This window comes from Arthrobacter gandavensis, assembly GCF_039528575.1.
Lineage (GTDB): Bacteria > Actinomycetota > Actinomycetes > Actinomycetales > Micrococcaceae > Arthrobacter_B > Arthrobacter_B citreus_B.
The window spans coordinates 625,023-650,824 of record NZ_BAAALV010000001.1; the positions used below are offsets into that span (position 1 = coordinate 625,023).

At 65.4% G+C, this 25,802-nt stretch carries 27 protein-coding genes and 2 tRNA genes; 6 read left to right on the forward strand and 23 right to left on the reverse strand.

The window, feature by feature from the left end; all coding sequences use genetic code 11:
* Positions 1 to 16: 16 nt before the first annotated feature.
* The 5 genes from mutM to coaD all read right to left on the reverse strand — a co-directional run bounded on the left by mutM (position 17) and on the right by coaD (position 3,205).
* Complete coding sequence (gene mutM / locus ABFX29_RS02965; RefSeq protein ID WP_152227420.1) at positions 17 to 979, reverse strand: bifunctional DNA-formamidopyrimidine glycosylase/DNA-(apurinic or apyrimidinic site) lyase; 963 nt, start codon at positions 977 to 979, stop codon at positions 17 to 19.
* Between the two features lie 8 nt (positions 980 to 987).
* Positions 988 to 1,698 (reverse strand): ribonuclease III, encoded by a 711-nt coding sequence (gene rnc, locus ABFX29_RS02970; protein WP_152227419.1) that lies wholly within the window; start codon positions 1,696 to 1,698, stop codon positions 988 to 990.
* Positions 1,699 to 1,780: 82 nt separating this feature from the next.
* A complete protein-coding gene (gene rpmF, locus ABFX29_RS02975; RefSeq protein WP_055240805.1) occupies positions 1,781 to 1,984 on the reverse strand; it encodes a 50S ribosomal protein L32 in 204 nt (67 codons plus the stop codon).
* Between the two features lie 2 nt (positions 1,985 to 1,986).
* On the reverse strand, positions 1,987 to 2,550 hold the full coding sequence (locus ABFX29_RS02980) for a YceD family protein (protein WP_152227418.1): 564 nt from the start codon (positions 2,548 to 2,550) through the stop codon (positions 1,987 to 1,989).
* A 190-nt stretch (positions 2,551 to 2,740) separates the two neighbouring features.
* Entirely contained in the window at positions 2,741 to 3,205 is a 465-nt protein-coding gene (coaD, locus tag ABFX29_RS02985; protein WP_152227416.1) for a pantetheine-phosphate adenylyltransferase, read from the reverse strand.
* A gap of 113 nt (positions 3,206 to 3,318) precedes the next feature.
* Here coaD and ABFX29_RS02990 point away from each other — a divergent pair, with 113 nt between their 5' ends.
* Positions 3,319 to 4,563, forward strand: a complete 1,245-nt coding sequence (locus ABFX29_RS02990; protein WP_152227414.1) for an aminotransferase class I/II-fold pyridoxal phosphate-dependent enzyme — start codon at positions 3,319 to 3,321, stop codon at positions 4,561 to 4,563.
* Between the two features lie 2 nt (positions 4,564 to 4,565).
* A complete protein-coding gene (locus tag ABFX29_RS02995) occupies positions 4,566 to 5,360 on the forward strand; it encodes a spermidine synthase (protein WP_152227413.1) in 795 nt (264 codons plus the stop codon).
* Positions 5,361 to 5,366: 6 nt separating this feature from the next.
* Here the strand turns inward: ABFX29_RS02995 and rsmD are convergent, their stop codons facing one another.
* From rsmD to ABFX29_RS03015, 4 genes are all read right to left on the reverse strand, one after another.
* Positions 5,367 to 5,957, reverse strand: coding sequence for a 16S rRNA (guanine(966)-N(2))-methyltransferase RsmD (gene rsmD / locus ABFX29_RS03000; RefSeq protein ID WP_152227410.1), 591 nt, complete (start codon positions 5,955 to 5,957; stop codon positions 5,367 to 5,369).
* Positions 5,958 to 6,014: 57 nt separating this feature from the next.
* Complete coding sequence (locus tag ABFX29_RS03005) at positions 6,015 to 8,243, reverse strand: ATP-dependent DNA helicase RecG (RefSeq protein WP_246167404.1); 2,229 nt, start codon at positions 8,241 to 8,243, stop codon at positions 6,015 to 6,017.
* 6 nt (positions 8,244 to 8,249) lie between these two features.
* Positions 8,250 to 9,278: a DAK2 domain-containing protein gene (locus ABFX29_RS03010; protein WP_246167402.1), complete on the reverse strand. Its 1,029-nt coding sequence runs from the start codon at positions 9,276 to 9,278 to the stop codon at positions 8,250 to 8,252.
* A gap of 200 nt (positions 9,279 to 9,478) precedes the next feature.
* Positions 9,479 to 10,486, reverse strand: coding sequence for an LCP family protein (locus ABFX29_RS03015; protein WP_246167400.1), 1,008 nt, complete (start codon positions 10,484 to 10,486; stop codon positions 9,479 to 9,481).
* Between the two features lie 100 nt (positions 10,487 to 10,586).
* Here ABFX29_RS03015 and ABFX29_RS03020 point away from each other — a divergent pair, with 100 nt between their 5' ends.
* Positions 10,587 to 11,060 carry a DUF3515 domain-containing protein gene (locus tag ABFX29_RS03020; RefSeq protein WP_152227405.1) on the forward strand — a complete coding sequence of 158 codons (474 nt, stop codon included), beginning with the start codon at positions 10,587 to 10,589 and terminating at the stop codon, positions 11,058 to 11,060.
* A gap of 22 nt (positions 11,061 to 11,082) precedes the next feature.
* Here the strand turns inward: ABFX29_RS03020 and ABFX29_RS03025 are convergent, their stop codons facing one another.
* From ABFX29_RS03025 to leuC, 6 genes are all read right to left on the reverse strand, one after another.
* Positions 11,083 to 12,222: a D-alanine--D-alanine ligase family protein gene (locus tag ABFX29_RS03025; protein WP_152227403.1), complete on the reverse strand. Its 1,140-nt coding sequence runs from the start codon at positions 12,220 to 12,222 to the stop codon at positions 11,083 to 11,085.
* Entirely contained in the window at positions 12,219 to 13,259 is a 1,041-nt protein-coding gene (locus ABFX29_RS03030; protein ID WP_152227402.1) for an NAD(P)H-dependent glycerol-3-phosphate dehydrogenase, read from the reverse strand. The genes ABFX29_RS03025 and ABFX29_RS03030 overlap by 4 nt, the downstream gene beginning before the upstream one ends.
* Positions 13,256 to 14,014 (reverse strand): lysophospholipid acyltransferase family protein, encoded by a 759-nt coding sequence (locus ABFX29_RS03035; protein ID WP_152227400.1) that lies wholly within the window; start codon positions 14,012 to 14,014, stop codon positions 13,256 to 13,258. Before ABFX29_RS03035 ends, ABFX29_RS03030 begins: the two co-directional genes overlap by 4 nt.
* A 10-nt stretch (positions 14,015 to 14,024) precedes the next feature.
* The gene (gene murA, locus ABFX29_RS03040; protein WP_152227399.1) at positions 14,025 to 15,350 is read right to left on the reverse strand and encodes a UDP-N-acetylglucosamine 1-carboxyvinyltransferase; all 1,326 of its coding nucleotides are present in this window, start codon (positions 15,348 to 15,350) and stop codon (positions 14,025 to 14,027) included.
* A 222-nt stretch (positions 15,351 to 15,572) separates the two neighbouring features.
* Positions 15,573 to 16,172, reverse strand: a complete 600-nt coding sequence (leuD, locus tag ABFX29_RS03045; RefSeq protein WP_152227397.1) for a 3-isopropylmalate dehydratase small subunit — start codon at positions 16,170 to 16,172, stop codon at positions 15,573 to 15,575.
* A 9-nt stretch (positions 16,173 to 16,181) separates the two neighbouring features.
* Entirely contained in the window at positions 16,182 to 17,645 is a 1,464-nt protein-coding gene (gene leuC / locus ABFX29_RS03050) for a 3-isopropylmalate dehydratase large subunit (RefSeq protein ID WP_152227395.1), read from the reverse strand.
* A 143-nt stretch (positions 17,646 to 17,788) separates the two neighbouring features.
* Here leuC and ABFX29_RS03055 point away from each other — a divergent pair, with 143 nt between their 5' ends.
* Together ABFX29_RS03055 and ABFX29_RS03060 are read left to right on the forward strand one after the other, a co-directional pair.
* Entirely contained in the window at positions 17,789 to 18,508 is a 720-nt protein-coding gene (locus tag ABFX29_RS03055) for an IclR family transcriptional regulator (protein ID WP_055240772.1), read from the forward strand.
* Between the two features lie 46 nt (positions 18,509 to 18,554).
* Positions 18,555 to 18,977, forward strand: coding sequence for a potassium channel family protein (locus ABFX29_RS03060; protein ID WP_152227392.1), 423 nt, complete (start codon positions 18,555 to 18,557; stop codon positions 18,975 to 18,977).
* Positions 18,978 to 18,981: 4 nt separating this feature from the next.
* Here the strand turns inward: ABFX29_RS03060 and ABFX29_RS03065 are convergent, their stop codons facing one another.
* Positions 18,982 to 19,995, reverse strand: coding sequence for a thiamine-phosphate kinase (locus tag ABFX29_RS03065; protein ID WP_211372367.1), 1,014 nt, complete (start codon positions 19,993 to 19,995; stop codon positions 18,982 to 18,984).
* A gap of 81 nt (positions 19,996 to 20,076) precedes the next feature.
* Here ABFX29_RS03065 and ABFX29_RS03070 point away from each other — a divergent pair, with 81 nt between their 5' ends.
* Positions 20,077 to 20,616: a DUF1697 domain-containing protein gene (locus ABFX29_RS03070; RefSeq protein ID WP_152227388.1), complete on the forward strand. Its 540-nt coding sequence runs from the start codon at positions 20,077 to 20,079 to the stop codon at positions 20,614 to 20,616.
* Between the two features lie 53 nt (positions 20,617 to 20,669).
* On the opposite strand, the gene ABFX29_RS03075 is transcribed toward ABFX29_RS03070, so the two are convergent.
* The 7 genes from ABFX29_RS03075 to ABFX29_RS03105 form a co-directional block, all read right to left on the reverse strand.
* Positions 20,670 to 20,742 (reverse strand) — tRNA-Glu (locus ABFX29_RS03075).
* Between the two features lie 89 nt (positions 20,743 to 20,831).
* A tRNA-Gln gene (locus ABFX29_RS03080) sits at positions 20,832 to 20,903 on the reverse strand.
* A gap of 145 nt (positions 20,904 to 21,048) precedes the next feature.
* On the reverse strand, positions 21,049 to 21,783 hold the full coding sequence (locus ABFX29_RS03085) for an HAD family hydrolase (RefSeq protein ID WP_152227386.1): 735 nt from the start codon (positions 21,781 to 21,783) through the stop codon (positions 21,049 to 21,051).
* Positions 21,784 to 21,791: 8 nt separating this feature from the next.
* Entirely contained in the window at positions 21,792 to 23,312 is a 1,521-nt protein-coding gene (gene gltX / locus ABFX29_RS03090) for a glutamate--tRNA ligase (RefSeq protein ID WP_152227384.1), read from the reverse strand.
* 33 nt (positions 23,313 to 23,345) lie between these two features.
* Positions 23,346 to 23,939 (reverse strand): hypothetical protein, encoded by a 594-nt coding sequence (locus ABFX29_RS03095; RefSeq protein ID WP_152227382.1) that lies wholly within the window; start codon positions 23,937 to 23,939, stop codon positions 23,346 to 23,348.
* Positions 23,940 to 23,943: 4 nt separating this feature from the next.
* Positions 23,944 to 24,717 (reverse strand): fumarylacetoacetate hydrolase family protein, encoded by a 774-nt coding sequence (locus tag ABFX29_RS03100; RefSeq protein ID WP_152227380.1) that lies wholly within the window; start codon positions 24,715 to 24,717, stop codon positions 23,944 to 23,946.
* 62 nt (positions 24,718 to 24,779) lie between these two features.
* Positions 24,780 to 25,463, reverse strand: coding sequence for a DUF1648 domain-containing protein (locus tag ABFX29_RS03105; protein WP_275124606.1), 684 nt, complete (start codon positions 25,461 to 25,463; stop codon positions 24,780 to 24,782).
* Between the last annotated feature and the right edge of the window lie 339 nt (positions 25,464 to 25,802).

Genomic DNA, 25,802 nt, shown 5'->3' on the forward strand with positions numbered 1-25,802 from the left:
GCCGGCAGGGCAGGAGCTACCAGCGGCCGTTGCGCGGACGCTTCTGGCAGACCGGGCAGGAGTACGAGGAACGGTTCATGAACGAATCCCGCCGGATCAGTGTGGGAAGGCCTGCCGCCTCGCACCGCGGGCACGGCCGGCCCTCGCGGCCGTAGGCATTCAGGGAGCGGGCGAAGTAGCCGGAGGCTCCGTTGACGTTGACGTAGAGCGAGTCGAAACTGGTTCCCCCGGCTTCGAGGGCACGCAGCATCACGTCCCGGGCGGCTTCCACCAGGCGCAGGGCATCCGCCCGGCGCATGGTGTCGGTGGGCCTGGCAAAGTGCAGCTTCGCTGCCCACAGCGCCTCGTCCGCGTAGATGTTGCCAACCCCGGAGATAAGCCCCTGGTCCAGGAGTGCGCGCTTGATGCCGGTGCGGCGGGCGCGCAGCCTCCGGTAGAAATCGTCGAAGGAGAACGCCGGGTCCAGCGGATCGCGGGCAATATGGGCTGCTTCCGACGGAACCAGCGCCAGCCCCGTTTCCGAGAGCCCGCCGGGTTGCCCGTCCGGTGTGGGCAGCAGGTCCGCCAGGAAGACCCCGCCGAAAATGCGCTGGTCCACAAAACGAAGTTCGTCCGGCATGCGCGTACCGTCTGCGTCCTCAGCCGGGCTGAGCGTGAACCGGACCTTGAGGTGCTTCTCATCGGGCAGGTCGGGTGTTTCCATCACCAGCTGCCCGCTCATGCCCAGGTGCGCCATCAGCGCAAACGGCGGGGCGGCGTCGGGCGCTGAGTCCTCCACCAGGGGCAGCCAGAGGAATTTCCCGCGACGGGCCACATCAAGCACGCGGGCGCCCTCGAGGTTGCCGCGCAGGTCCTCCGGCCCCGGAACGTGCCGCCGGATGGAGCGTTCATCGAGGATTTCGACGCCGGTGATGGTGCGGCCGCGCACCCATCGTGCCAGGCCGCGCCGGACTACCTCGACTTCGGGAAGTTCGGGCATGACAGCGGCTACACAGGTGCCGAAGGAGCCTGGCTGCTGTCCTGTTCACGCAACAGCTTCCAGGTGTCTGCGGCAGCTTCCTGCTCAGCGTCCTTCTTGGACCGGCCGGTGCCCGTGCCGAACGCACGTCCGCCGATGTGCAGCACGGCGACGAAACTGCGGGAGTGGTCCGGGCCGGAGCCCGTAACCCGGTATTCGATGTCGCCCATTTTCCGGGCGGCAGCTATTTCCTGGATGCTGGTCTTCCAGTCGGTGCCGGCTCCCAGGGTGTCCGCATCGTGGAGCAGCGGCCCAATCAGGCGCATCACCATTGAACGGGCAGTCTCGATGCCGTGGCACAGGTACACCGCGCCGATCAGTGCCTCGGTGGTGTCCGCCAGGATGGAGGACTTGTCCTTGCCGTTGGTCAGCTTCTCGCCCTGGCCGAGCAGGATAAAGTCGCCCAGCCTGAGCTCGCGGGCCACGGAGGCCAGCGCCTTGGTGCTGACTACTGCGGAACGGCGCTTGGCCAGTTCACCCTCGGAAAGCCCGGGGTTGTCACGGTAAAGCGTGTCGGTTACGGAGAACCCCAGGATCGAATCGCCCAGGAATTCAAGGCGTTCGTTGGTGGGGATGCCGCCATGCTCGTATGCGTAGGAGCGGTGTGTGAGCGCAAGACGAAGCGTCTCGGCATCGAGGTCGACGCCGAGACGCTTCAGAAGCTCTTCAGTATTTTTCACTTGCTGATTGTGCCCCGAAAAGCAGTGAGCCCCCTTCAGCGGCTGCCCATGGGGCAAACGGCAAAGGGGACACTCACTGGTCTTAGACGTCCGCTACCTTGCGGCCCTTGTATTCAAGGAACAGCGCGGTACCTGCGGAGTCGGTTACGACCTTGGCCTGGTGGGGCAGGCTGTAGGTAACGCGGCCGTTCTCAACGGTCTTTACCAGGTTGGGCGCAGTTGCCTTCCACTGGGACCGGCGTGCACGCGTATTCGAGCGGGACATTTTCCGCTTGGGAACAGCCACGACTAACTCTCTTCTCTCTCGTCTGACTCTGTACTTGTTGCCGCATCTTCAGCGGCGGTGCCAGCCAACCCGGCAAGGGCTGCCCAGCGAGGATCCACAACTTCATGGTGGTGACCCGGATCCTCCTCAAGGCGCGCCCCGCATTCGGAGCAAAGGCCTTCGCAGTCCTCCCGGCACACCGGCTGGAACGGCAGGGAAGTTACCACTGCGTCCCGCAAAACCGGTTCAAGATCGATTACATCTCGCTCGATCCGGCGTTGCTCTTCTTCCTCTTCTTCTTCGAAGGACTCTGTGTCCTCGTAGTAGAAGAGTTCCTGCACATCGACGTCCTCGTTGTACTCGATGGGAACCAGGCACCGTCCGCACTCGCCCTTGACGGGAACAAGCGCGGAACCCGAGACCAGGATCCCCTCGTGTACAGCTTCAAACCTCAGATCGAGCTCAATGTCCGATCCGAACGGTACGCCAATAAGCGCAACACCGAAGTCTTTCGGTGCCGGCACATGCTCATGCATTGTCCGCATGGTTCCCGGGCTGCGCCCGAGATCCTTGACATTAATTGCCAAGGGGGAACTCGGTTGTGACCGCGATGAAACGCTAATGAGAACTCCTGTAGAACATAGACCGACATATCATCTTAGCCTGAGGAGCCGGTATCTCTCAAACCGGGGTTCAGGCAGCCGGCAGAACGCCGGGTTTCCGTCGCCCCATCAAGTCTACTGCCTGCACAGCGCACCCCGGGGCCATTGCACCTGGCTAGCTCAGCCGCTTCAACACGGCGCTCGGCACAAATCCGGTGATGTCTCCGCCCAGTGAGGCGACTTCCTTGATCAGGCTTGAGGAAAGGTGCGTGTAGGAATTCTCCGCGGCCAGGAAGACGGTTTCCACGCCGGTGAGCTGCCGGTTCATAACAGCCATGGGCAGTTCGTACTGGTAATCCTGCACCGACCGCAGTCCCTTGACGATGGCGCTTGCGCCATGCTCCCGGCAGAAATCTGCCAGCAGGCCGTGCCCCATGGGCAGCACTGACACTCCCGCAAGGGAGCCCAGCGTTTCCGCAGCAATTTCCAGCCGCTCGTCTTCGGAGAACCGGTACTTCTTGGCGTAGTTCGTGGAGACCGCGACGATGACTTCGTCAAAGAGGTTCGTGGCGCGGGCAATCACTTCGAGGTGGCCGTTATGGATGGGGTCATAGGATCCGGGGCATACAGCGCGTCGCATACATCGAATCTACCCGGTTGGCGGGCTCCAGGGCGGTCAGGCACGGCGGAATGGAGAACCGGAGGGTGTCCCGCCGGCCCGTTTCCCGGGTGTGTCAGGTAATACTTGAAGGCATGACTTCAACATCCCGCACGCCTATGCTCCGAGACTCCCGGGACGGTGCGCCCGCACCCTGGCAGCGCACGGCGGCGGGAGCGAACCTTCTTGGCGCAGACGGCAACCTGGGCATCACCATCTTCGAGGAAATCACCGCCCTGGCCGGTACCCACTCAGCGATTAACCTGGGACAGGGTTTCCCGGATGAAGACGGACCGGCGGAAATCCGCAATGCTGCCCGCCGGGCGATACTCGGCGGAGCCAACCAGTACGCCCCGGGCATGGGGCTGCCGGTGCTGCGCGAGGCCATCGCCGAGCACCAGGAAAGGTTTTACGGTCTTCGTCCGGATCCCGGGACGGAGGTCATGGTGACCACCGGCGCCACGGAGGCGATAGCTTCCGCTATCCTCGCGCTCACCGGGCCGGGAGACGAGGTCCTGACCTTCGAGCCCTTCTACGACTCCTACGGCGCCATGATTGGGCTCAGCGGCGCCACCCACACCACTGCTCCCCTGCTGGCCCCGGATTTCCAGCCGGACCTGGCTGCCCTGGAAGCAGCGTTCACGAACCGTACCCGGGTGGTGCTGGTCAACAACCCGCACAACCCCACCGGCGCCGTCTTCCCGGAGACCGTACTGCAGCGCATCGTTGACCTGGCGGTGAAGCATGACGCCGTGATTGTCACCGACGAGGTCTACGAACACCTCACGTTTGGGCCCCGGCATATTCCCGTCGCCACGCTGCCCGGTGCGGCGGACCGCACCCTGACCATTTCATCCGCAGGCAAGACGTTCTCCCTGACCGGCTGGAAGATCGGCTGGATCAGCGGGCCGGCGGAGCTGGTTGCCGCGGTGCGTGCCGTCAAGAGTTTCCTGACCTACAGCTCCGGCTCTCCGTTCCAGGCGGCGATCGCCGAGGGGCTGCGCATGGAGGATGCGTTCTTCACCGACATCGCCGGAACCCTCCGCGCCAAGCGCAACGTGCTCTCCGCCGGGCTTCGGCAGGCGGGACTGGAGGTGTTCCAGCCACAGGGAACGTACTTCGTGAATGCCGACGTCGCTCCCCTGGGCATCGACGACGCCACCGCCCTGGCACGCCGGCTGCCGGAACTCGTGGGCGTAGCAGCCATCCCAGTGGCGATGTTCTGCCACCCCGAGGGCGCGGAACGGACCAGGACCATGCTCCGCTTCGCCTTCTGCAAGCGGTTCGACGTGCTCCAGGAAGCCGCTGAGCGCATCTCCCGGCTCAACGAGGTGCTCTAAGGATGGCGAAGCGTCCGCCCTCCCGCCTCCTGCGCGGCATCGCTGCCCACGCGGAACTGGACGAGGATGCCTTCAATGACGGCGCCTGGATCCTCTCCATCGGCGGAGCCCAGCAGTCCCACGTGAACCTGGCCCACCCGGAGGAGATCTTCTACGAGTACCTTCGCAGGATCGGTAACGTCCTGGACCTGGCTGGTCCGCCGGGCGCTTCGCTGCGGGTGCTCCACCTGGGTGCCGGGGCGCTGACCCTGGCCCGGTATGTGCAGGCCACACGCCCCGGTTCTGAGCAGGCCGCCGTTGAACTTGAGCGCGAACTTCTTGACTACGTCCTGGCCTACCTGCCGCTGCCGGAGGGCACTGTGCTTGAAACGGTGACCGGCGACGCCCGCGCGGAACTTGAGCGCTTCGAGGCCGGCTCGTTCGATGCCGTGGTCCTTGACGTCTTTGCCGGTGCCGACGCTCCGGAGCATCTGGCAGAGCGCAGCTATTACGAGGAACTGCGGGCACTGCTGAGCGGGCGCGGCGTGCTGCTGGTGAATGTGGGCGACGATCCCCCGCTTGCCTTCGCACGCCGGCAGGCCAAGGCGCTGGCCGATGTCTTCGGCAGGGCGGGGGGCGAAGCGGCAGCACTTGGGGACGCGTCATTGTTCACCGGCAGGCACCCCGGCAACATTGTGCTGGCGGCGGTGCCGTACCGCTGGCCCGCCGAGTGGACGACGTCGCTTCTGCAGGCCGGACCCCATCCGGCAGCGGTGCTGACCGGAGCAGACCTCGACGCGTTCGCGGAGGGACGCTAAAGAAATCTAGGCTTCTGCGCCGTCTTTCTTTGGAGCCGGCTCGGCGAACCAGAGTGTTGTCTCGCCGTAGGCCTTTTCGCTGAAGCGCTCCATGCCAGCCGGCCAGCCGGGCTCGGGCGAGCGGGTGGAGCGTTCCACCACGACGACGGCGCCGTCCGCCAGGCGGGGACTCAGCGCTTCCAGCACTGCGGACAGGCCTTCCTCCTCCAGCGGATACGGCGGGTCCAGGAAGACCAGGTCCCAGACCAGTCCCGGCGGTACCCGAAGCAGGTAGGACTCCGCCTTGGTCCGGTGCACCCGCACCCGTTCGGAGCCGAGGATCTTGTTCACCAGGGACGCATTGCCGCGGCAGACCTGCGCGGCCTTTTCTGCCAGTTCGACCAGGTCGACCCGTGCGGCCCCGCGGCTGGCGCTTTCCACGCCCAGGGAGCCCGAGCCGGCGAACAAGTCCAGCACGTAGGCCCCGTCCAGGATTCCGTAGGACTCCAGGCGGGAGAAGAGCGCTTCCTTCACCCTGTCAGTGGTAGGCCGGGTACTGGACCCGGGAACGCTGGTCAGGGTGGTTCCGCCGGCGGCTCCGGCAATGATGCGGCTCATGGTTCCACTCTAGCCAGCGGGCCTGCCCCGTCCGGCATCGGGTACCCGCCCCCGAACCTAGCCGCGGTCCAGGAACGCTTCCTTCTCCGGGTTCAGGTAAGCCTCGATCGCCTCATTCAGGGCCGGATGGTCCAGCAGGTCCGGGTCTTCCTGGATCAGCGCGTAGGCATCGGCACGCGCCCGTTCAATGACCTTTTCATCCTGGATGGCGCGCAGCAGCTTGAGGGTCGAGCGTCCGCCGGACTGCGAGGCACCGAGGATGTCACCTTCCCGGCGCAGTTCCAGGTCCCGGCGCGAGAGTTCGAAACCATCGGTGGTGGCTGCCACGGCGTCCAGGCGTTCCCGGCTGGGATGCCCGTCCTCAAGGTTGGTCACCAGCAGGCAGGTGCCGGGCAGGCCTCCCCGGCCTACGCGGCCGCGCAGCTGGTGCAGCTGCGAGATGCCAAAACGTTCGGCGTCGAGAATCACCATCATGGTGGCGTTGAGGACGTCCACCCCCACCTCGATCACGGTGGTGGAGACCAGCAGGTCTATTTCGCCGCGGTTGAAGGCATCCATCGCGGCGGACTTATCCGCCGGATCCATCCGCCCGTGCAGCATGCCCAGCCGAATACCTGCGAGCACCGGCAGTTCCTCGAGCCGCTCGACCGTGTCCAGGACCGAAGCCAGCGGACGCTGGTTCCGCGGGGCGGCCTGCGGGGGCAGTTCTTCAAGCAGCGCCAGCTCGGTGCCGGGTTCCTCTTCCCTGTCCCCGATCTTGGGACAGACGACGTAGACCTGCCTTCCGGCGTCGATCTCCTCGCGGGCACGCGCCCAGATTCGCGGACCCCAGGCCGGTTTGTCCGCCAGCGGGGCCAGGTACGTGGAGATCGGTGCCCGTCCGGCAGGCAGCTGGGTCAGGGTGGAGACATCCAGGTCACCGAACACTGTCATGGCCACGGTGCGCGGAATGGGAGTGGCGGTCATGACCAGCAGGTGCGGGGTGGACTCCCGGCCCTTGGTGCGCAGGATGTCCCGCTGCTCGACGCCGAAACGGTGCTGTTCATCAACCACCACCAGGCCCAGGTCCGCGAACTGCACATGTTCCGAGAGCAGTGCGTGCGTGCCGATCACGATTCCAGCCGACCCCGAAGCTGCTTCAAGGAGCGCTGACTTGCGCTGAGCCGCGGACATTGAACCAGTCAGCAGCGTTACCCGGGTGGCAGTTTCGCTGCCGCCGAGCATGCCGGCCTGGGCCAGCGGACCGAGTGTCCGGGTGATCGAGGCGTAGTGCTGGGCGGCCAGCACCTCGGTGGGTGCCAGCAGCGCTGCCTGTCCCCCGGCGTCGACCACCTGCAGCATGGCCCGCAGCGCCACCAGAGTCTTGCCGGATCCAACTTCGCCCTGCAGCAGCCGGTTCATGGGGTGCGGTTTGGCCAGGTCGGCAGCCAGTTCCGCGCCGATGGAGGCCTGACCTTCCGTCAGCGTGAAAGGCAGTGCGGCGTCGAAGGCTTCCAGCAGTCCCCCCGGGCGGGGCGGGCGGGAGGTGGCGTCCTGTTCCGCAGTGAAGGCATGCCTGCGGGCCAGCGCGGTCTGCAGGACCAGCGCTTCCTCGTACCGGAAGCGGTGGCGCGCCTTGTAGGCATCTTCGATGGCCGCGGGACGGTGGATCGCGTTGAAAGCGTCTGCCACACCCATCAGGTGCTCCCGGGACCGGATAGCCTGCGGGATCGGGTCCCGCAGCCGTTCGGTTTGGAGCGAGTCGAGCAGCAGGTCGATGGTGGTCTTGATTTCCCAGCTGGTGAGCTTGGCAGTCGCAGGGTAGACCGGGATGGGCCGTTTGGCTTCTTCCTCGTCGTCCGCTTCGTCGCTGAGCAGCACATAGTTCGGGTTGGTCAGGGTCAGCTGCCCCTTGTAGACCCCGACCTTCCCGGAGAACATGGCACGGATCCCGGGCTGGAGGTCCTTTTGCGCTCCGTAGCCGTTGAAGAAGGTGAGGTGCAGCAGCCCCAGGGAACCCGCGGCGTCGTCGTCATCCGTCACCGTGACTTCCACGATCATGCCCTTGCGGGTCTGCATCCGGCGTGAATTGCTGCTTTGCACCCTCGCGACGAGGGTGACTTCCTCATCGAAGGGGATCTCGGAAATCCGCGTCAGTTCCCCGCGTTCCATGTACCGCCGCGGAACGTGGAGCAGCAGCTGGCCCACAGTGGTGATGCCCAGCTGCTTCTCGATCTTGTCCGCAGACTTTTTTCCGATCCGGCGGTTGAGGGGAAAGTCGAGTTCGCCGGGAATCCTGTCCTGCATGGGCCTCTAGGCTTCGCGAGCGAAATCGCCGATGCCGGCCTGGCCGGGCAACGGCACCTGCGGTATTTCAGTGGTCTGGTGCCCGTTCGCAGAGAGTTCAGTGATGGTGACGTTGGTCGGCTCGCCCACGGCATGAAGCGCGTCCATCGCTGCGCCGGCGTCGGGGGTGTGGACGTGGACACGCCAGCGGTAACCCTCGCCCACCGGGCTGACCGCACTCATGATCACGGATTCGCCCAGTTCATCGAGCTGGAGCCGCAGCGTCGCGGCGTCCAGGGGGCTGAGCGTAATGGTGCACATGACCTCGACGCCTTCAAGCTGGGGCTGGGTGCCGTGGATGTGCGGGTCCTGCACGTCGTAGCCGTGCAGCCCGTCCAGCAGTTCACCCTGCAGCCCTTCACCTAGGGCAGCGGCACGCATGGCGTCCAGGACCAGCAGGAAGCCGACGCCTCCGGCGTCCACGACGCCTGCGTCCGACAGGGTCTCCAGCTGCTCTTCGGTGCGCACGACGGCGGCGAGGGCCGCAGTCATCATGGCCCGCAGCGTTTCGGCCAGGCCGGCGTTTGAGTCATCTCCGGTCTGGGCTGCCTCCACCCGGGAGGCGCCGCGGGCCGCCTCTTCCAGGACGGAAAGCATGGTGCCGGGGACCGGATCACTCAGCACGGACCAGGAACGCAGCTGGGCGCGTTCCAGCGAACGGGCCAGCAGAGGCGCCGACAGGCGGGTGTTGCCAATCAGGGGCTCCGCCATGGAGCTGAGAAATACCGACAGGAGCGTTCCCGAGTTGCCTTTGGCCTGTTCCATCGCGGCCTGGCCGGCCGCGGCGAGCAGCTCGCCAATGTCCTGGGTGTCCAGCTCGGCGGCAGCGGCGGACGCCGCACGCATGGTGAGGTAGAGGTTGGTTCCGGTGTCGCCGTCGGCCACCGGGAAAATGTTGATGGCGTTCAGCCGGTCGCTGTGGTTCCCCAGCGATACCTCGGCGTTGCTCAACCATCGCTTCAGCGCCTGGGCGTTTGCGGTGATCTTAGTCTGCAAGGTAGTCCCGTTCCGTGCTGCTGCTCATGCTTCTCCTCCGGATTATCTTCCAGGACATCGTTGTCTTAGAACCGGCTCGGTCACTAGGAAGCCTACCGCAGGGCTCTGACAGCGTCCGAGAAGGGACGCTGAAAACGTGCTGGAGAGGAAGCCCCTGGGAACACGGGACCCGGCCGGAACCGGGGTTGCGCCTGGCCAGGTTAACGGGTGGCCGCATCCAGTCCAGCCACGAAACCGGACAACTGATCGGTTTTCAGGGCCTGGGCCAGAGCGGCCGTGGCTGCAGCATCCGGCACCACGATCGACTGCCCGTCAGCGGAGGTCCCCACCCCGGCGTTTGGAAGCGTGAACATCTCGATGTCCCCGGCTTTCACCCCGCGCAGTTCGAATGCAAGTTCCCCAACGCGCACGGCGTCCAGTCCCTCGTCAACGCTCAGATAGGGCGAGATCGCCCCGGCAGCGGCGTGAAGCCGCACCGGGTTGCCCAGGGTTTGGGCGGAGATCAGCTTCGAGAGCAAGCCGCGCATGAATGCCTGCTGGTTCCGCACCCGCTGATAGTCGCCGTCGGCGAATGCGTAGCGTTCACGGACAAACTTCAGGGCTGAGCCGCCCTGAAGCGTCAGGGGCCCGGCGGCGAAGTATTCGCCGTCGCCGCCCCGCGACTGGAAGGGCTGGGCGTTGTCCACTTCGACTCCCCCCAGGGCATCAGTGAGGCCCTTGAACCCTTCGAAGTCGATGACCGCCACGTGGTCTATGGGCACACCGACCAGGCCCTGGACGGTCTGGACCATCAGCGGCACGCCGCCCAGTGCCATGGCAGCGTTGATCTTGTGCTCACCGTGGCCGGGGATCTCCGTCCAGGTGTCGCGCATGATGGACATCAGGTAGACCGCGGAGCGGTCTGAAGGAACATGCACCAGCATCATGGTGTCGGACCGCGCATCCGCTCCCGCCTCCCGGGTGTCGGAGCCGATCAGCAGGATGTTGCGGGAGTCCGCCGCTGCACCGGGTTTTTCCGGAGGGCTCTCCGGGATGGCACCGGCGATCGTCTGGGTACCTTCGTTGAACGTCCGTGCCAGGCTCCACACGTATCCGCCGGCCAGGGTTCCCGCCACGAGGACCAGCACCAGGAGCACAAGGATCGTGGCCCGCACGGGATGCCGCTGCCTGGCCGGCTCCTCCTGCATGTCCGAAAAGAACTCCGTCACTGATCAATCCTTTGGTCACCCTTGAGGTTTTCGTCAGAGCCTACTACCCGGGCGCCGATCCGATTCGAGGCACACGCAGAAGGACGGATACGCTTGAAACATGAAATTCCTTCCGGCAGCCATATCCGCCGGCACCCTGGTTCTGGCAGCGGTCCTGACCGGCTGCACTCCCGCCGCAGACGTCGAGGCCGCACCGGATGCGGCGAACCCCGACTGCGCTGCGGTCATGGTGGCCATGCCGGAGAACCTCGCGGGCGCGGACCAGCGTGAGACGACGAGCCAGGCCACTTCCGCCTGGGGCAGTCCTGCGGAGATCATTGTTCGCTGCGGTGTCCCGGTTCCCGGGCCGACGACCGATGCCTGCGCTACCGTGAACGGCGTGGACTGGGTGCTGCGGGAAGAGGGCAGCCTCTGGACGGCCACTACCTACGGCCGGGATCCCGCCGTCGAGGTGCTGTTCGACACGGAGAAGGTAGCCTCCTCCACCGTCCTGGTGGAGCTCGAAAACGCTGTGTCCCGCATCGAGCAGACGCGCGAATGCGTGGCCACGAGCGACGTCGAGCTTCCGGGCTAGCCGGAGGGCGTCAGGACAAACGTCAGCGCAGCCCCGTCCGGCGTTCGAGCGCCAGCAAAATGAGCTCGTCGATCAGTTCGGTGTACGGCAATCCGGACTTCGCCCACATCTGCGGGTACATGCTGATCGGTGTGAAGCCGGGCATGGTGTTGATCTCGTTGATCACCAGGTCCCCGTCCCGGGTGTAGAAGAAGTCGACGCGGGACAGTCCCTCGGCGCCCACAGCCTCGAAGGCCACGGCCGCCAGGTCCCGGACCCGGGTGGTGACGTCGTCGGGCAGGTCTGCCGGGCAGCTCAGTTCCGCTGCGGCGCCGTCAACATACTTCGCTTCAAAGTCGTACCACTCATGGCCGCCGTCGTTGACTGCGATCTCTCCGGGCAGGCTGGTGCGCGGATCGTCGTGTCCGCGGCCCTGGAGGACTGCCACCTCGATTTCACGGCCGGTGATGCCCGCTTCAACGATCACCTTGGGATCGTGCTGCCGTGCAGTTTCGACGGCGGCGCGCAGGCCCGAGGGCTCGGTCACCCGGGTGATGCCCATGGACGAACCCGCACGCGCCGGCTTGACGAACAGCGGGAACGCCAGCTTGGCAGCGCGTGCCAGGCACTCATCGGCGCCGCGGTTCCACTGGCGGTCGGTGATGACCTCGTAGGGCCCCACTGACAGTCCGGCGGAGGCGAACACCACCTTCATGTAGTGCTTGTCCATCCCGACGGCGGAGGCAAGGACACCGGCGCCGACATAGCGGATATCCGCCATCTCGAGCAGGCCCTGGAGCGTGCCGTCCTCGCCGAACGGTCCGTGCAGCAGCGGCAGGACGACGTCGATTCGTCCCAGGGAGCGCGGCATCGCGTCGGGAGCATGGGAGACGAGTTCCCGGGAAGCGCCGTCGCTTGAGATCACGACTGACTCCGGTCCCGCAGTGATTTCAGGCAGTGACTCCGAGCGCAGGGACCACTGCTCCGGATCCACGGAGGCCAGCGACCACTGGCCGTTGCGGGCAATGCCGATGGGAACGACGTCGTACTTGCTGTGGTCGATCGCCTCCAGCACACCGGCGGCGGTCACGCAGCTGACCGAATGTTCGCTGGAACGTCCGCCGAAAAGGACGGCTACGCGCGGCTTGGAGCCGCCGTCGGGGGAAACGGGCTGGACGCTCATGATGCGTGTACACCTTCGGGTTTGAGTTCGCGGGCCAGCAGGCGCGGGCCCAGTTCGTCTACCGAAATGGCGCCCTGCAGCACTGCAACGACGTTCTCGGTAATGGGCATGTAGACGCCCAGCTGGGTGGCACGGTCCAGTACCGCCTGGGCGGACTTGATGCCTTCCGCTGTCTGGGCCATGGTCTCGGTTACTTCATCCAGGGTCAGGCCCTGGGCCAGGAGCCGGCCTGCGGTGTGGTTCCGGGAGAGCGAGGAGGAGCAGGTGGCGATCAGGTCGCCCATGCCGGAGAGGCCGAAGAGCGTTTCGGTTTTCCCGCCCAGCGCAACGGCAAGCCGGGTGGTTTCGGCCAGGCCGCGGGTCATAACCGAGGCTTTGGTGTTGTCACCCATCTGCTTTCCCTCGCAGATGCCTACGGCCAGGGCGATCACGTTCTTGACGATCCCCCCGATCTCCGTGCCAATCACGTCCGTGTTCGTGTACGGCCGGAAGTACGGAGCCGTGCAGGCAGTTGCAATCCAGCCGGCAACGGCGATGTCTGAGCACGCCACCACGGAAGCGGTCGGTTCTTCCCGGGCGATTTCCATGGCCAGGTTCGGCCCGGAGAGCACCGCAATACGTTCTTGGGGCCATCCCAGTTCCTCGGCGATGACCTGGCTCATCCGGGCGTCCGTTCCAACTTCCAGCCCCTTCATCAGGGACAGGATCACGGCGTCCTTGGGGAACAGGTCCCTGAATTCGCGCAGCTGCTGCCGCAGTGTCTGGGCCGGTACCGCGAGAACCACCAGCTGGGCTCCGGCGAGAACCTCCGCAACGTCCGCGGAGGCCCGCAGGTTAGCCGGCAGGACAGTGTCCTTGAGGTACCGGGTGTTGCGCCGCGACTGGTTGATTTCCTCTGCTGCCTCGGGGCGGCGGGCCCAGATCAGGACGTCGGCCCTGCGCGCAGCACCGGAATCCGCCGCAATCTTGGCAAAAGTGGTTCCCCAGCTGCCTGCGCCGAGAACTGCCACTTTCTCCGGAAGAGATTCGGTTCTCACTTCTTCTTCTCCTCTTGGGGATCGTAGCCGCGTCCTACGGCCTTCTGTCCCTTGCGGGAAGGATCCCAGCGCTCAGTGGGTGCCGTTTCCCTGCGCAGGGAAGCCACCAGCGTCGTCAGCTCGGCCATGATCCGTTCCGTGGCTTCCTCCAGCACTGACTTGGTCAGCGGAACCCCGCGCAGGTCAGAGAGGTCCACCGGCTTGCCAACCAGCAGCCGCACCCGCTTGCGCGGAAAAAGGTGCAGCATCTTGCCGTAGCGCGGCAGCAGGTCCTGCGCACCCCAGTGGGCTATCGGAATCACCGGTGCTCCCGTCTGGAGAGCCAGCCTCGCGGCACCGGTCCGCCCCTTCATGGGCCACAGGCCGGGATCGCGCGTGAGCGTTCCCTCCGGGTACACGATCAGGGCGCCGCCGGCGTCGATGACCTGCTGCGCTCCGTCGAGGGAAGCCGCAGCACCGGCGCCCCCGCGCTGGACGGGCACCTGCTGGGTGGCCCGCAGCGCCGGGCCGAGCACTGGAACCTTGAACAGGGACGCTTTTGCCAGGTACCGCGGAAGGATCCCCTGGTTGTAGAAGAAATGGCCGACCACGAGCGGATCGATTTCAGTCACGTGGTTCGGGCAGGCAATGAATCCGCCGCCCTTGGGCAGGTTCTCCGTCCCATCCCAGCTCCGGCCCAGCATGAGGTTCATTGCAGGCCGGACCACGGTCGCCAGGATGGTGAACGTGAGACGTGACTTTCTCGATTCGCTCATGTGCGGAAGCTTACTTCCCGTCCGTGACGTCGAAGTCCGCGCCCAGGCCCTCGAGTTTGTCCAGGAAGTGTTCGTAGCCCCGGTTGATGAGTTCGACGCCGGTGACACGGGAGGTGCCCTCGGCCGCCAGGGCGGCAATCAGGTGGCTGAACCCGCCGCGGAGGTCCGGAATGTCGATTTCCGCGCCCTTGAGCTGCACCGGCCCGGAAATCACTGCCGAATGCAGGAAGTTCCGCTGCCCAAAACGGCAGGGGATGCTGCCAAGGCACTCACGGTGCACCTGGATGTTCGCCCCCATGCGGATCAGTGCGTCGGTGAAGCCGAAGCGGTTCTCGTATACGGTCTCGTGCACGATCGACACGCCGTCAGCCTGGCTGAGTGCCACGACCACGGGCTGCTGCCAGTCGGTCATGAAGCCGGGGTGGACGTCCGTTTCCAGGACCAGCGGATTGAGCTTGCCGCCGGGGTGGTAGAAGCGGATTCCGTCATCGTCGACGTCGAACGCGCCGCCGATCTTGCGGTAGATGTTCAGGAAGGCCGTCAGGTCCTGCTGGTTGGCACCTTCAACGTAGATGTCGCCCTTGGTGACCAGGGCCGCGGACGCCCAGGAGGCTGCCTCGTTGCGGTCCGGCAGCGCCCGGTGGTTGTAGCCGGTGAGTTCCGGTACGCCCTCGATGCGGATCACACGGTCCGTCTGGACGGTGATGATCGCACCCATCTTCTGCAGGACCGCGATGAGGTCGAGGATTTCCGGTTCGACGGCGGCGCCGCTCAGTTCGGTGATGCCCTCTGCACGCACGGCGGTGAGCAGGACCTGCTCAGTGGCCCCCACGGAGGGGTAGGGCAGCTCGAGCTTCGCACCCTTGAGCCCCTTGGGCGCAGAGATGGAGATGCCGCCGGGGCGCTTCTCCACGAGGGCACCGAAGTTCCGCAGCATCTGCAGGTGATAGTCAATGGGGCGGTCGCCGATCTTGCAGCCGCCCAGGTCCGGGATGAACGCTTCGCCGATGCTGTGCATCAGCGGTCCGCACAGCAGGATCGGGATACGGGAGTCTCCTGCGTGGGCATCGATGTCCCGGGACGCAGCTGTCTTGGCGTTCTTCGGGTCCATCAGCAGGTCACCGGTTACGGGATCCTTCGTGACCTCGACGCCGTGGAGTTTCAGCAGGGACGTGACAACATCCACGTCCTTGATCTCCGGTACGTTGCGAAGCAGCGACGGAGAGTTGCCCAGCAGCGCTGCCACCATGGCTTTGGGAACCAGGTTCTTCGCCCCGCGGACCGGTACTTTGCCTGTTAGGGGTACACCACCACGGATGGTTAGAACGCTACCCATGAACACCTGTTTCTTTCGTTTTAAATGCCCCAGAGGCCATAAGAGACTGCCTCCTAAGCATAGGAGCAAGCCTGCCTTTCCCGAAATAACGGGGCCGCCGGGACGGCGCAGGAAAGGGCACAGTCCGGCCGCGGGAGCGGGAAAACTGATGGGCCTGCCCTGAACGGGAAGGCCCATCAATACTACTGCGGCAGACTCGCGCGGCAGAAACCGGGAGGGTGCTTAGCTCCTGGCAGGAAGCGTCGTCGGCTTGAATGCGGGGCGGCGCGCTTCGAATGCTGTGATGTCCTCCTCGTGGCGCAGGGTCAGCCCAATGTCGTCCAGGCCTTCCAGGAGGCGCCAGCGGGTGTAGTCGTCAATCTGGAACGGTGCGGTGACCGTGCCGCAAATCACGGTCCGGGCCTGGAGGTCCACGGTCACCTCGGTGCCCGGGGACTCTTCGAGCACCTTCCAGATCAGCTCAATGTCATCCTGCGCCACCTGAGCCGCGACGAGGCCCTGCTTGCCGGAGTTGCCGCGGAAGATGTCCGCGAACCGGGAGGAGAGCACGGCGCGGAAACCATAGTCCTTCAGCGCCCAGACGGCGTGCTCCCGGGAGGAGCCGGTGCCGAAGTCCGGGCCGGCAACCAGCACGGAGCCGGAGCTGTAGGGCTCCTGGTTCAGGATGAACTCCGGGTTCTTCCGCCAGCCGGCGAACAGGGCATCCTCGAACCCGGTTCGGGTAATGCGCTTGAGGTAGACCGCGGGGATGATCTGGTCCGTATCCACGTTGCTCTGCCGCAGCGGAACGCCGATTCCGGTGTGCGTTGTGATCTTTTCCATGTTCTTCTCCTAGGCGGCAGCGGTGGCGGCGGAACCGGCGGCTGCGCCGGGCAGTGGGTCAAGGTCCGACGGCGAGCTCAGCGTCCCGCGCACGGCGGTGGCTGCGGCCACGACCGGTGAAACCAGGTGCGTCCGGCCGCCCTTGCCCTGCCTGCCCTCGAAGTTCCGGTTGGAGGTGGAAGCGCAGCGCTCCCCCGGTTCCAGCTGGTCCGGGTTCATCCCCAGGCACATCGAGCACCCGGCAAAACGCCATTCAGCGCCGAAGTCCTTGAAGACCTGGTCCAGGCCTTCGGCTTCGGCTTCCAGCCGGACCCGGGCCGAACCCGGGACCACCATCATCCGCACGTTCGGGTCCTTCTGCCGGCCGCGGATGATGTCCGCCGCGATCCGCAGGTCCTCGATACGGCTGTTGGTGCAGGAACCCAGGAACACTGTGTCCACGCGGATGTCCTTCATGGGGGTGCCGGCTGCCAGGTCCATGTATTCAAGTGCACGCTCAGCGGCGGCCCGCGCGTTCTCGTCACCGAATTCGGCAGGCGAGGGAACTTTCTGGGAGAGGGAAACGCCCTGACCCGGGTTGGTGCCCCAGGTGACGAACGGTTCCAGCTCATTGGCGTCGAGGAAGACCTCTTCATCGAAGACGGCGTCCTCATCGGTGACCAGGGACTTCCAGTGCTCGACGGCGGCGTCCCAGTCCGCACCCTGCGGTGCGTGCGGCTTGTCCTTCAGGTACGCAAACGTCGTTTCATCGGGGGCCACCATTCCGGCGCGGGCACCGGCTTCGATGGACATGTTGCAGATGGTCATGCGCGCTTCCATGGACAGGGAGCGGATAGCCGAACCCCGGTATTCCAGCACGTAGCCCTGGCCTCCGCCGGTACCGATCTTGGCAATGACCGCCAAGATGATGTCCTTGGACGTCACACCGGGCTTCAAGGTGCCCTCAACGTTGATGGCCATGGTCTTGAACGGCTTCAGGGAGAGCGTCTGGGTAGCCATGACATGCTCCACCTCGGAGGTTCCAATGCCCATGGCCAGCGCTCCGAAGGCACCGTGAGTCGAGGTGTGCGAGTCGCCACAGACAACCGTCAGGCCGGGCTGGGTGAGGCCCAGCTGCGGACCCACCACGTGTACGATGCCCTGCTCGGCGTCGCCGAGCGGGTGCAACCGGACGCCGAACTCCGCACAGTTGGCGCGCAGGGTCTCGATCTGGGTGCGGCTAACGGGGTCCGCGATGGGCTTGTCGATCGCCAGGGTGGGCGTGTTGTGGTCCTCGGTGGCGATGGTGAGGTCCGGCCGGCGCAGCTTCCGGCCAGCCAGGCGCAGGCCCTCAAAAGCCTGCGGTGACGTGACCTCGTGCACGAGGTGGAGGTCAATGTAGAGCAGGTCCGGCGCGCCGTCGCTGCCCTTGGACACTACGTGCTCATCCCACACTTTTTCGGCGAGCGTCCTGCCCGCTGAATGCTCTCCCATTGCCATCTGCTCCTCGCCCGGCGCAGTTTCCGGCGGTTCTGCCGGCCCCTGCGGAATCCTGATGGATTAAGACAACCAGCATCCCCGCCGCCCTGCCAGTTTTCCGGCTTGCATCTCAAATATTGAGACGGCAATATCATCCTATGGACAATTCAAGCGGCGTGGGCGTCATCGACAAGGCGGCAATGGTGCTGGACGCACTCGAGGCCGGACCCACCACCCTGGCCCAGCTCGTAGCCGCCACCGGACTCGCGCGGCCCACCGTGCACCGGCTGGCCCTGGCGCTCATGCACCACCGGCTGGTGGGACGGGACATACAAGGCCGGTTTGTCCTGGGCAGCAGGCTCGTGGAATTGGCGTCCGCCGCCGGCGAGGACCGGCTGATTGCCTCCGCAGGGCCCGTACTGCTGGCTCTGCGGGATGCGACAGGGGAAAGCTCGCAGGTTTTCCGCCGGCAGGGAGAATGGCGGGTTTGTGTCGCATCCGCCGAGCGGCCCATCGGCCTGCGGGACACGATCCCGGTAGGAACACAGCTGTCCATGAAGGCAGGCTCCGCGGCTCAGGTGCTTCTGGCCTGGGAAGACCATGACAGGCTGCTCGAAGGACTGCAGAACGCGCGCTTCACTCCCACCGTTCTGGCCGGTGTCCGGCGGCGCGGCTGGGCGCAGAGCCTGGGCGAACGCGAACCCGGGGTGGCGTCGGTTTCAGCCCCCGTCCGCGGTCCCTCCGGCCGGGTGATCGCGGCGGTCTCCATCTCCGGCCCAATAGAGCGGCTCACCCGCCAGCCTGGGCGCATTCATGCCGAGGTTGTGTCCAAGGCCGCCCAGCAGCTGACCGAAGCACTGCGCACCAATACCGACTGACCCGCCGTCGGCCTATCGTAGGAAGCCCGGGCTCAAAGGAGCGGGCATGAAACGGTTGCACGTCCTGTGGAACATCATCCGCATCACCGGTGCCGACGTCGTCTTCTACGGTTTCCTGGCCGTCTACGTTGCCGCGGCCCTGCTGCTGCCGCTCTTCGAACCCGGGATTCCGCGCTTTGGCGACGCGCTCTGGTACCTCTTCGTTTCCTTTACCACCATCGGTTTTGGGGACTTCGTTGCCGTAACCGTGGTGGGACGGTTGATCACGGTGGCGGTCGCGCTGTACGGGATCCTGGTGGTTGCCCTGGCCACCGGGGTGATCGTGGGGTTCTACAACACCTTGATGCGCACCAGGTCCAAGGAAAGCCTGCGGGACTTTGTCAGCGAGCTGGAACGGCTTCCGGACCTCTCCCGCGAACAGCTGGCCGACCTGGCACGAAGGGTGCGGGAACGGCACCTGCTCGAGTAGTGCCTTAGCCGGCGAAGTGGTCCCAGCCGGCCGCATCCGGTGCCTGTCCGTCCACCGTGACGGGAAGCCCGCTGATGTGCACTGCCCGGTCCAGGACGGCTCCCACCCGCCGGAATCCACGCGGCAGGTCCGCCCCAGGCGCGAACGCAGCCAGGAGCCCGTGGTCCTCTCCCCCGCCCAGCACCCAGTGCAGCGGATCGACGCCCAGCTTGGCTGCCGCACGAGCCAGCGGAGCAGTCTCGATCCCAAGAATCCGGGAGTCCAGGTCCAGGCACACACCTGACGCGGCAGCCAGCCGTCCGGCGTCGCGCACCAAACCATCCGAAATATCCATCATGGCGTGCGCTCCGGCCGCAGCAGCCGCAGGCCCGGCAGCCAGCGGCGGGCACGGCCGGGACTGGGCCGCGGTGAGGGAACGCTCCCATCCGTCCAGGTCAGCGTAGGGCAGGGAACTCTCCAGCAGCGCCAGCCCGGCCGCTGCCTGCCCCAGCGCACCGCAGACAGCCAGCACGTCGCCGGGGACCGCACCCGAACGCCGGACCGGGTCCCGTCCCTGAAGGTCGCCGGTAACCGCAGCCGTCACCACAAGCTGGTTTCCCCGTCCCAGGTCGCCGCCGGCCACGGCACAGTTCTCCGCTCCGAGGGCACGCAGGGCCGCCGAGAGTCCATCGGCTAGACCCTCGAGCCAGGACACGGGGGTCTGAGCCGGCAGGGTCAGGCTGACGACCAGGGAGGTGGCTTCGGCACCCATGGCATTGATGTCGGAGAGGTTCTGCGCTGCACACTTCCAGCCGACGTCGTAGCCGGTGGTGCGGTAACCGCCGGGCCATTGGAGGCGGAAGTCCTGGTCCTGGACCAGGGTGTCGATTGAGAGAACGCTGCGGCCGTCGGGCGCGCCGATTACGGCGGCGTCGTCACCCGGGCCCAGGAGCATACGCGGCCCGCCCAACCGGGGGAAGATCCGGGACAGCAGTTCCCCTTCACCAAGGTCTGCCACCGACTGGGGGTAATCTGCCACGGGAACCGCTTTCCTTTTGCCTGCTGTGTACCGGTTTTCAATTATGCTGCACGCCCGGAAGCACCGGAGTAGCCTCGGCCTATGAATGAACCACCGGGCTGCCGGTACGCCATCCTGCTCCGCGGCGTGAATGTGGGCGGTGTCACCGTGAAGATGGCTGACCTGCGCGGCCTGCTGGAAGGCCTTGGGCTTGAAGGTGTGCGCACCCTCCTGGCCAGCGGGAACGCCGTCGTCACTGCCGGCGGGAACCCGGCGGAACTTAAGCAGCGGGTTGAAGCAGCGCTGCGCAGTGCGTTCGGTTACGAGGCATGGGTCATGGTCCTAACCGTGCCGCGGGTGGCAGAACTGGCAGCCGCGGTTCCCTACGCTGCGGACAATCCGGCGGTCCATGCCTATGTCACCTTCTCCTCGGACCCGCACGTGCTTGACGAGCTCACGGCCGTGGCGGAAGCCGCAGGTGCCGAGCAGGTCCGGTTGGGTCCCGAGGCCCTCGCCTGGACCGCGGATAAAGGCTCCACTCTCGAATCGCCGCTGGCTAAGGCAGCGGCAAAACCGCGTTATAGATCCGCCACTACAACGAGGAATTTGCGAACCCTGCAAAGAATAGCGGCCGCGGAATAGCTAGTGCTTAAAAAGAAACGGTCCCGGACATTTATGTCCGGGACCGCAGTCTGTGACCCCAGCGGGATTCGAACCCGCGTTACCGCCGTGAGAGGGCGACGTACTAGGCCGCTATACGATGGGGCCGTTTGCTTCACCTGCTAAGCGAGCTGAACAAGTATTTCATACCTGTTCTTTTTTTCTCAAATCGGACTAAATGCCTTCTTTGATTAGCGCTGGGATACCAGGACTCGAACCTAGAATGACGGTACCAGAAACCGTTGTGTTGCCAATTACACCATATCCCAATGTGCTCTTCCGGGCTGTTCCCGAACCCTCAAGTTCCGGCTTCAACCCCTCAGCACGAGTTATTACTATACACGGGTTCCGGCCGGAGTACAAAACCGGCCCGGAACCGTTCCGGCTCCACCCCCAAGGGCCCCGTCAGTGCCCTCACCGGGAGACGGAAAAGGCAGCCGCCACGGCCGCCAGGTCCCCGGCTACTGCCAGGCCGGGATGCGCCGCGCGCAGCTCCTCGTTGCCGCTGCGTTCAATCCACAGCGACTGCAGCCCGGCATCAAGCGCCCCGCGGCCGTCCACCACGGGGTTGTCCCCCACGTAGAGGGTCAGCGCCGGGTCAGTGCCGAGCAGGCGCACGCCTTCCAGGAAAATCGCCGGATCGGGTTTGGCAGCATCGACTGCATCGATGCCCACCAGGACCTGAATGCGTTCCAGTCCCGCCGCGTCAAGCTTGGCCCGCTGGTAGTCATGCACATTGTTGCTGACGGCGCCGTAGGGTATCCCCAGCGCGTCCAGTTCATCCAGGACGGGTACGACGTCGTCGAACGCCTTGAAGTGGCGCGGCAGCGTCTTGTCGTAGGCGGCGTTCCAGGCTTCCTCCGCGTCAGCGTCGAACACGGGCAGGCCGTGGGACTGCTGGGCGTGGGCGACCCGGAGCAGTCGCTGGCGGGTGAAGCTGAGTTCGCCTGCCAGGTAGCGGTCGTAGTAGCCCTGCGGGTCTGCCGCGTAGAGATGCTGGTACGCGGCCCAGTCCTCTTCGGTGAAGTGCGCCAGGTCCGCGGCGCTGATGTCGCGCAGCGTATTGCCCATGGCGGTGCGGAGGTCCACGAGGGTCTCATCGATGTCAAAGAGCACACCCGTGGGCCTGCCGCTCCGCCGTTCACTCATGGAGTCGCTTAGGCCTCCGCCGCGCGGAAGGCGCGGATGCGTGCCAGGGAGGAGTCGCGGCCCAGGATCACCATGGATTCGAAGAGCGGCGGTGAGATCCGGCGGCCGGATACGGCCGTGCGAACCGGGCCGAACGCCAGGCGGGGCTTGATGCCCATATCCTCTACCAGTGCCTGGCGCAGGGCGGCCTGGATGTTCTCCGCTGTCCAGTCCTGCACGGGCTCCAGGGCTGCCAAGGTGGCATCGAGGACTTCGGTGAGGTTGGCCGGCAGGCCCTTCCGCGCGTCGTCTGCCACGTCAATGGCATCATCGGCCTTGAACAGGAAGCCAAGCATGTCCGGAGCCTCGCCCAGCAGCGTGATGCGCTCCTGGACCAGCGGTGCCGCCTCGGTGAGGATCTCCTCTTCGCGCTCGGTCAGCTGCTCCCCCACCAGTCCGGCGTGCTGCAGGTACGGAACCAGCCGGTTCCGGAAGTCCGCAGGCTCCAGCATTCGGACGTGGGTGCCGTTGATGGCCTCGGCCTTCTTGATGTCGAAGCGGGCCGGGTTGGAGAGGACGTCGTGGATGTCGAAGTTCTCCACGAGCTGGTCAACCGTGAAGATGTCCTCGTCGGCAGAGAGCGACCAGCCCAGCAGGGACAGGTAGTTCAGCAAACCTTCGGGGATGAAACCGCGTTCGCGGTGCAGGAACAGACTCGACTCCGGATCGCGCTTGGAGAGTTTCTTGTTCCCGCCGCCCATCACGTAGGGCAGGTGGCCGAAGAGCGGCATGTACTGGGCTACCCCGACGTCGATCAGTGCGCGGTAGAGCGCGATCTGGCGCGGTGTGGAGGAGAGCAGGTCTTCGCCGCGCAGGACGTGGGTGATCCCCATCAGGGCGTCGTCGACCGGGTTGACCAGCGTGTACAGCGGGGCACCGTTGGCGCGGACCACAACGAAGTCCGGGACGGTACCGGCCTTGAACGTAATTTCACCGCGGACCAGGTCGTTGAACGTAATGTCCTCATCGGGCATGCGAACCCGCAGCACCGGTTCGCGTCCCTCGGCCTTGAAAGCGGCGATCTGCTCTTCAGTGAGGTTCCGGTCGAAGTTGTCGTACCCCAGCTTGATATCACGGCCTGCTGCACGGTGCCGGGCTTCGATTTCCTCCGGGGTGGAGTAGGACTCGTACAGGTGTCCGGCATCCTTGAGCTTGGCGATGACGTCCTGGTAGATGTCCCCCCGCTGGGACTGGCGGTACGGTTCGTGCGGGCCGCCAACGTTGACGCCTTCGTCCCAGGTGATGCCCAGCCAGTCGAGGGCGTCGAGGAGCTGGAGGAAGCTTTCCTCGCTGTCCCGGGCCTTGTCTGTGTCTTCGATGCGGAAGATCATCTTGCCGCCGGTGTGCTTGGCGTAGGCCCAGTTGAACAGGGCGGTGCGGATCAGGCCCACGTGGGGCGTGCCGGTCGGGGACGGGCAGAAACGGACCCGCACCGGAGTGTTGTCGTCGACGGTGGGGAGATCAGCGAAGGAAGAAGGCTCAGTAGTCATGATTCCCCCAGTTTAGTCGCTGCCGCCAAACAGCTAGGCGCCCAGCCCCTGAAGCACCACAAAGAGTCCCCCGCCAATCACGGCGCCGGCCGCAGCGGAAGCCAGCGGCAGCTGCCAGCCGCCTCGCATCAGAAGCGCCAGCAGGGCAACCAGGAGCACTGCCGCCGCAGCGGCTAGCACCGGGCCACCCGTGATCCTGGCAAGCAATAGGGGAATGACGACGGCGCCGGCACCGGTGCTCACGGCACTCCAGTCCAGCTTCACGGAGCGGTCCAGGACCAGCACCGCAGCATAGGAGGCCAGCATCGCAAAGACCGCTGCCGCCAGCATCCGAGGACCGTCCAGCCACAGGATGAGCCGAAGCAGCATAAAACACAGGGCGCCGGCTCCCAGGATGACCGGGGTGACCGGAGCACTCGCGATCGACGTACGCAGGTCACCTGACCGGTCCAGTGTCCGGACCAGCAGCCACGGGAAAACCAGCAGAAGCAGCGCTGTACCCAGGCCCCAGGCCCAGGCGGCCGCCGTCGTCATTCCGCTGCTAAGCGCGGCGAGGAGGATCACGGCGCTCCAGAGCACGCCAGGAAGCAGGTTCCAGGATGCCCGGTTCTGTGATCCCCCGGCCACGTCGCTAGCCGCGGACGATGTTGGCGAGGGTGCCGATGCCTTCTACCTGGATTTCGATCCGCTGGCCCTCGGTAATCTGTCCGACGCCGGCGGGAGTGCCGGTGAGGATGATGTCGCCGGGCAGTAGCGTGAAGGCCTGGGAGACGTAGGAAACCAGTTCCCGGACGCCCCAGATCATGTCGGAGGTATTGCCGTCCTGCACCAGGTCGCCGTCAAGGTAGGCCTTGATGGACAGGTTGTCGGTGTCCAGGTCCGTTTCGATCCACGGGCCGATGGGGCAGGAGGTATCGAAGCCCTTGGCCCGGGCCCACTGGTTGTCCGTGCGCTGTGCGTCGCGGGCGGTCAGATCGTTGGCGCAGGTGTAGCCGAAGACTACTTCGTCCACCCGCTCCAGCGGAACGTCCTTGCAGATTCGGCCGATAACCACGGCGAGCTCGGCCTCGTAGGAGACTTCCTCCGAGAAGGACGGCAGCACGACGGGATCGTTCGGGCCGATCACTGAGGTGTTCGGCTTGAAGAACATCAGCGGTGCCGGCGGCACCTCGCCGCCCATTTCAGCTGCGTGGTCAGCATAGTTCTTGCCGATGCCCACCACCTTGCTGCGCGGGATGATCGGGGCGAGCAGGCGGACATCCTCCAGCTTGTGCCGTTCCCCGGTAAGCTGCACGCCGGAGAAGAAGGGATCTCCCTTGATCACGGCAATTTCTTCATGGCCTTCTTCACCGTCGACGACGCCGAAGGCAGGGTCACTGTCCTGGATAAACCGAGCAATACGCATGGGTTCAAGACTAGTCGAGAAGCTGGGCTTCCCGCTTCGTTTAGGGCGCGGCCGAACCCGATTTAGGGCGCAGCCAATAAGCCAAGGCCGATTGGCAGCCCAATGACAACTACAAGGAAGAGCACGACGGCGGTCCGGCCGCGGGCGTGCCCAATGTTCACGGTCAGCCCGGTGCCTGTTCCAGACCTCTTGGGGACGAGCACGTGCGGATCGTGCGGGTCATTGAGCAGAACGCCGCCGATCCATTTTGTGTCTTCCGCTGCCTCCTCATCTGTCGGGTGGACACCGTTCCGGGCAGCCTCCCGGCGGGAGCGTCGTTCTGCCGCTGTATAGACGGGCACTATCACTGCGAGGATGAACCCCGACAGGACGAGTGCCGGCCACATTTCAACCTCCTCCGGGGTACGCCATCCCCGCATGGACAAGTAGCTGACGCAGGCTGCAATCAAGAGCGAAACAGCACCCATGGCGGCGACCGTTCCTTGGATCATCCTTCTGCGCCGGAATGCTTCCCAGTCGGAAGCGCCGGGTTCCTCCGGGCTGAATGCGGGTGCTGCCGCGCTGACCAGGGCAAGGAGTGCCACCGAGCCCAACGCAACCAGCCGGCCCATAAAGACTGCCCCGAAGGACTTGTCCTCCCATGCATCGGGGCCGTTCAGTCCCCAGTGCACCGGGACAGTATCGGGGAGGGATCCGTAGATGAGCGCACCGTCGACCAGGCACAGACCCAGGCTCAGTAACGCCACCACGTGGAGAAGCCATGGTCCACGCCGTCCCCGTCGTGCAGTTAGTGTCGAGTCGGTCCTCATCCCCATGCCTGCCACCGTAGCAACCGGCCTCTAGCGCGCTGCCGGGGCCGAGAGACCGGAAACGGGCTGGATGTGGCGGGCGCGCCGCGCTTCCCAGTCCTTGTGGCAGGTGGTGTTCCGTGTGGTCACACCAGTGGACAGGTGTCACAGCGCGTGGGAACCATGGGGCAGACCGCCCGGGTTAGCGTTCCCCCGGCCTGCCTGGTGAACGGGGTGTTAAAGCAGTTCAGGCTCCGCAGCGTTGCGGAGCCTGAACTCTTCTAATGATTGTCCGGC

What these genes read in the sequence shown, in the direction of transcription:
- ABFX29_RS03085 (WP_152227386.1), bottom strand. Translation starts at nt 21,783, where the DNA reads ATGAGTGAACGGCGGAGCGGCAGGCCCACGGGTGTGCTCTTTGACATC.
- ABFX29_RS02995 (WP_152227413.1), top strand. Translation starts at nt 4,566, where the DNA reads ATGGCGAAGCGTCCGCCCTCCCGCCTCCTGCGCGGCATCGCTGCCCAC.
- rsmD (WP_152227410.1), bottom strand. Translation starts at nt 5,957, where the DNA reads ATGAGCCGCATCATTGCCGGAGCCGCCGGCGGAACCACCCTGACCAGC.
- mutM (WP_152227420.1), bottom strand. Translation starts at nt 979, where the DNA reads ATGCCCGAACTTCCCGAAGTCGAGGTAGTCCGGCGCGGCCTGGCACGA.
- ABFX29_RS03070 (WP_152227388.1), top strand. Translation starts at nt 20,077, where the DNA reads ATGAATGAACCACCGGGCTGCCGGTACGCCATCCTGCTCCGCGGCGTG.
- coaD (WP_152227416.1), bottom strand. Translation starts at nt 3,205, where the DNA reads ATGCGACGCGCTGTATGCCCCGGATCCTATGACCCCATCCATAACGGC.
- murA (WP_152227399.1), bottom strand. Translation starts at nt 15,350, where the DNA reads ATGGGTAGCGTTCTAACCATCCGTGGTGGTGTACCCCTAACAGGCAAA.
- leuD (WP_152227397.1), bottom strand. Translation starts at nt 16,172, where the DNA reads ATGGAAAAGATCACAACGCACACCGGAATCGGCGTTCCGCTGCGGCAG.
- ABFX29_RS03055 (WP_055240772.1), top strand. Translation starts at nt 17,789, where the DNA reads ATGGACAATTCAAGCGGCGTGGGCGTCATCGACAAGGCGGCAATGGTG.
- gltX (WP_152227384.1), bottom strand. Translation starts at nt 23,312, where the DNA reads ATGACTACTGAGCCTTCTTCCTTCGCTGATCTCCCCACCGTCGACGAC.
- ABFX29_RS02990 (WP_152227414.1), top strand. Translation starts at nt 3,319, where the DNA reads ATGACTTCAACATCCCGCACGCCTATGCTCCGAGACTCCCGGGACGGT.
- ABFX29_RS03035 (WP_152227400.1), bottom strand. Translation starts at nt 14,014, where the DNA reads ATGAGCGAATCGAGAAAGTCACGTCTCACGTTCACCATCCTGGCGACC.
- ABFX29_RS03025 (WP_152227403.1), bottom strand. Translation starts at nt 12,222, where the DNA reads ATGAGCGTCCAGCCCGTTTCCCCCGACGGCGGCTCCAAGCCGCGCGTA.
- ABFX29_RS03020 (WP_152227405.1), top strand. Translation starts at nt 10,587, where the DNA reads ATGAAATTCCTTCCGGCAGCCATATCCGCCGGCACCCTGGTTCTGGCA.
- ABFX29_RS03060 (WP_152227392.1), top strand. Translation starts at nt 18,555, where the DNA reads ATGAAACGGTTGCACGTCCTGTGGAACATCATCCGCATCACCGGTGCC.
- ABFX29_RS03100 (WP_152227380.1), bottom strand. Translation starts at nt 24,717, where the DNA reads ATGCGTATTGCTCGGTTTATCCAGGACAGTGACCCTGCCTTCGGCGTC.
- leuC (WP_152227395.1), bottom strand. Translation starts at nt 17,645, where the DNA reads ATGGGAGAGCATTCAGCGGGCAGGACGCTCGCCGAAAAAGTGTGGGAT.
- ABFX29_RS03005 (WP_246167404.1), bottom strand. Translation starts at nt 8,243, where the DNA reads ATGCAGGACAGGATTCCCGGCGAACTCGACTTTCCCCTCAACCGCCGG.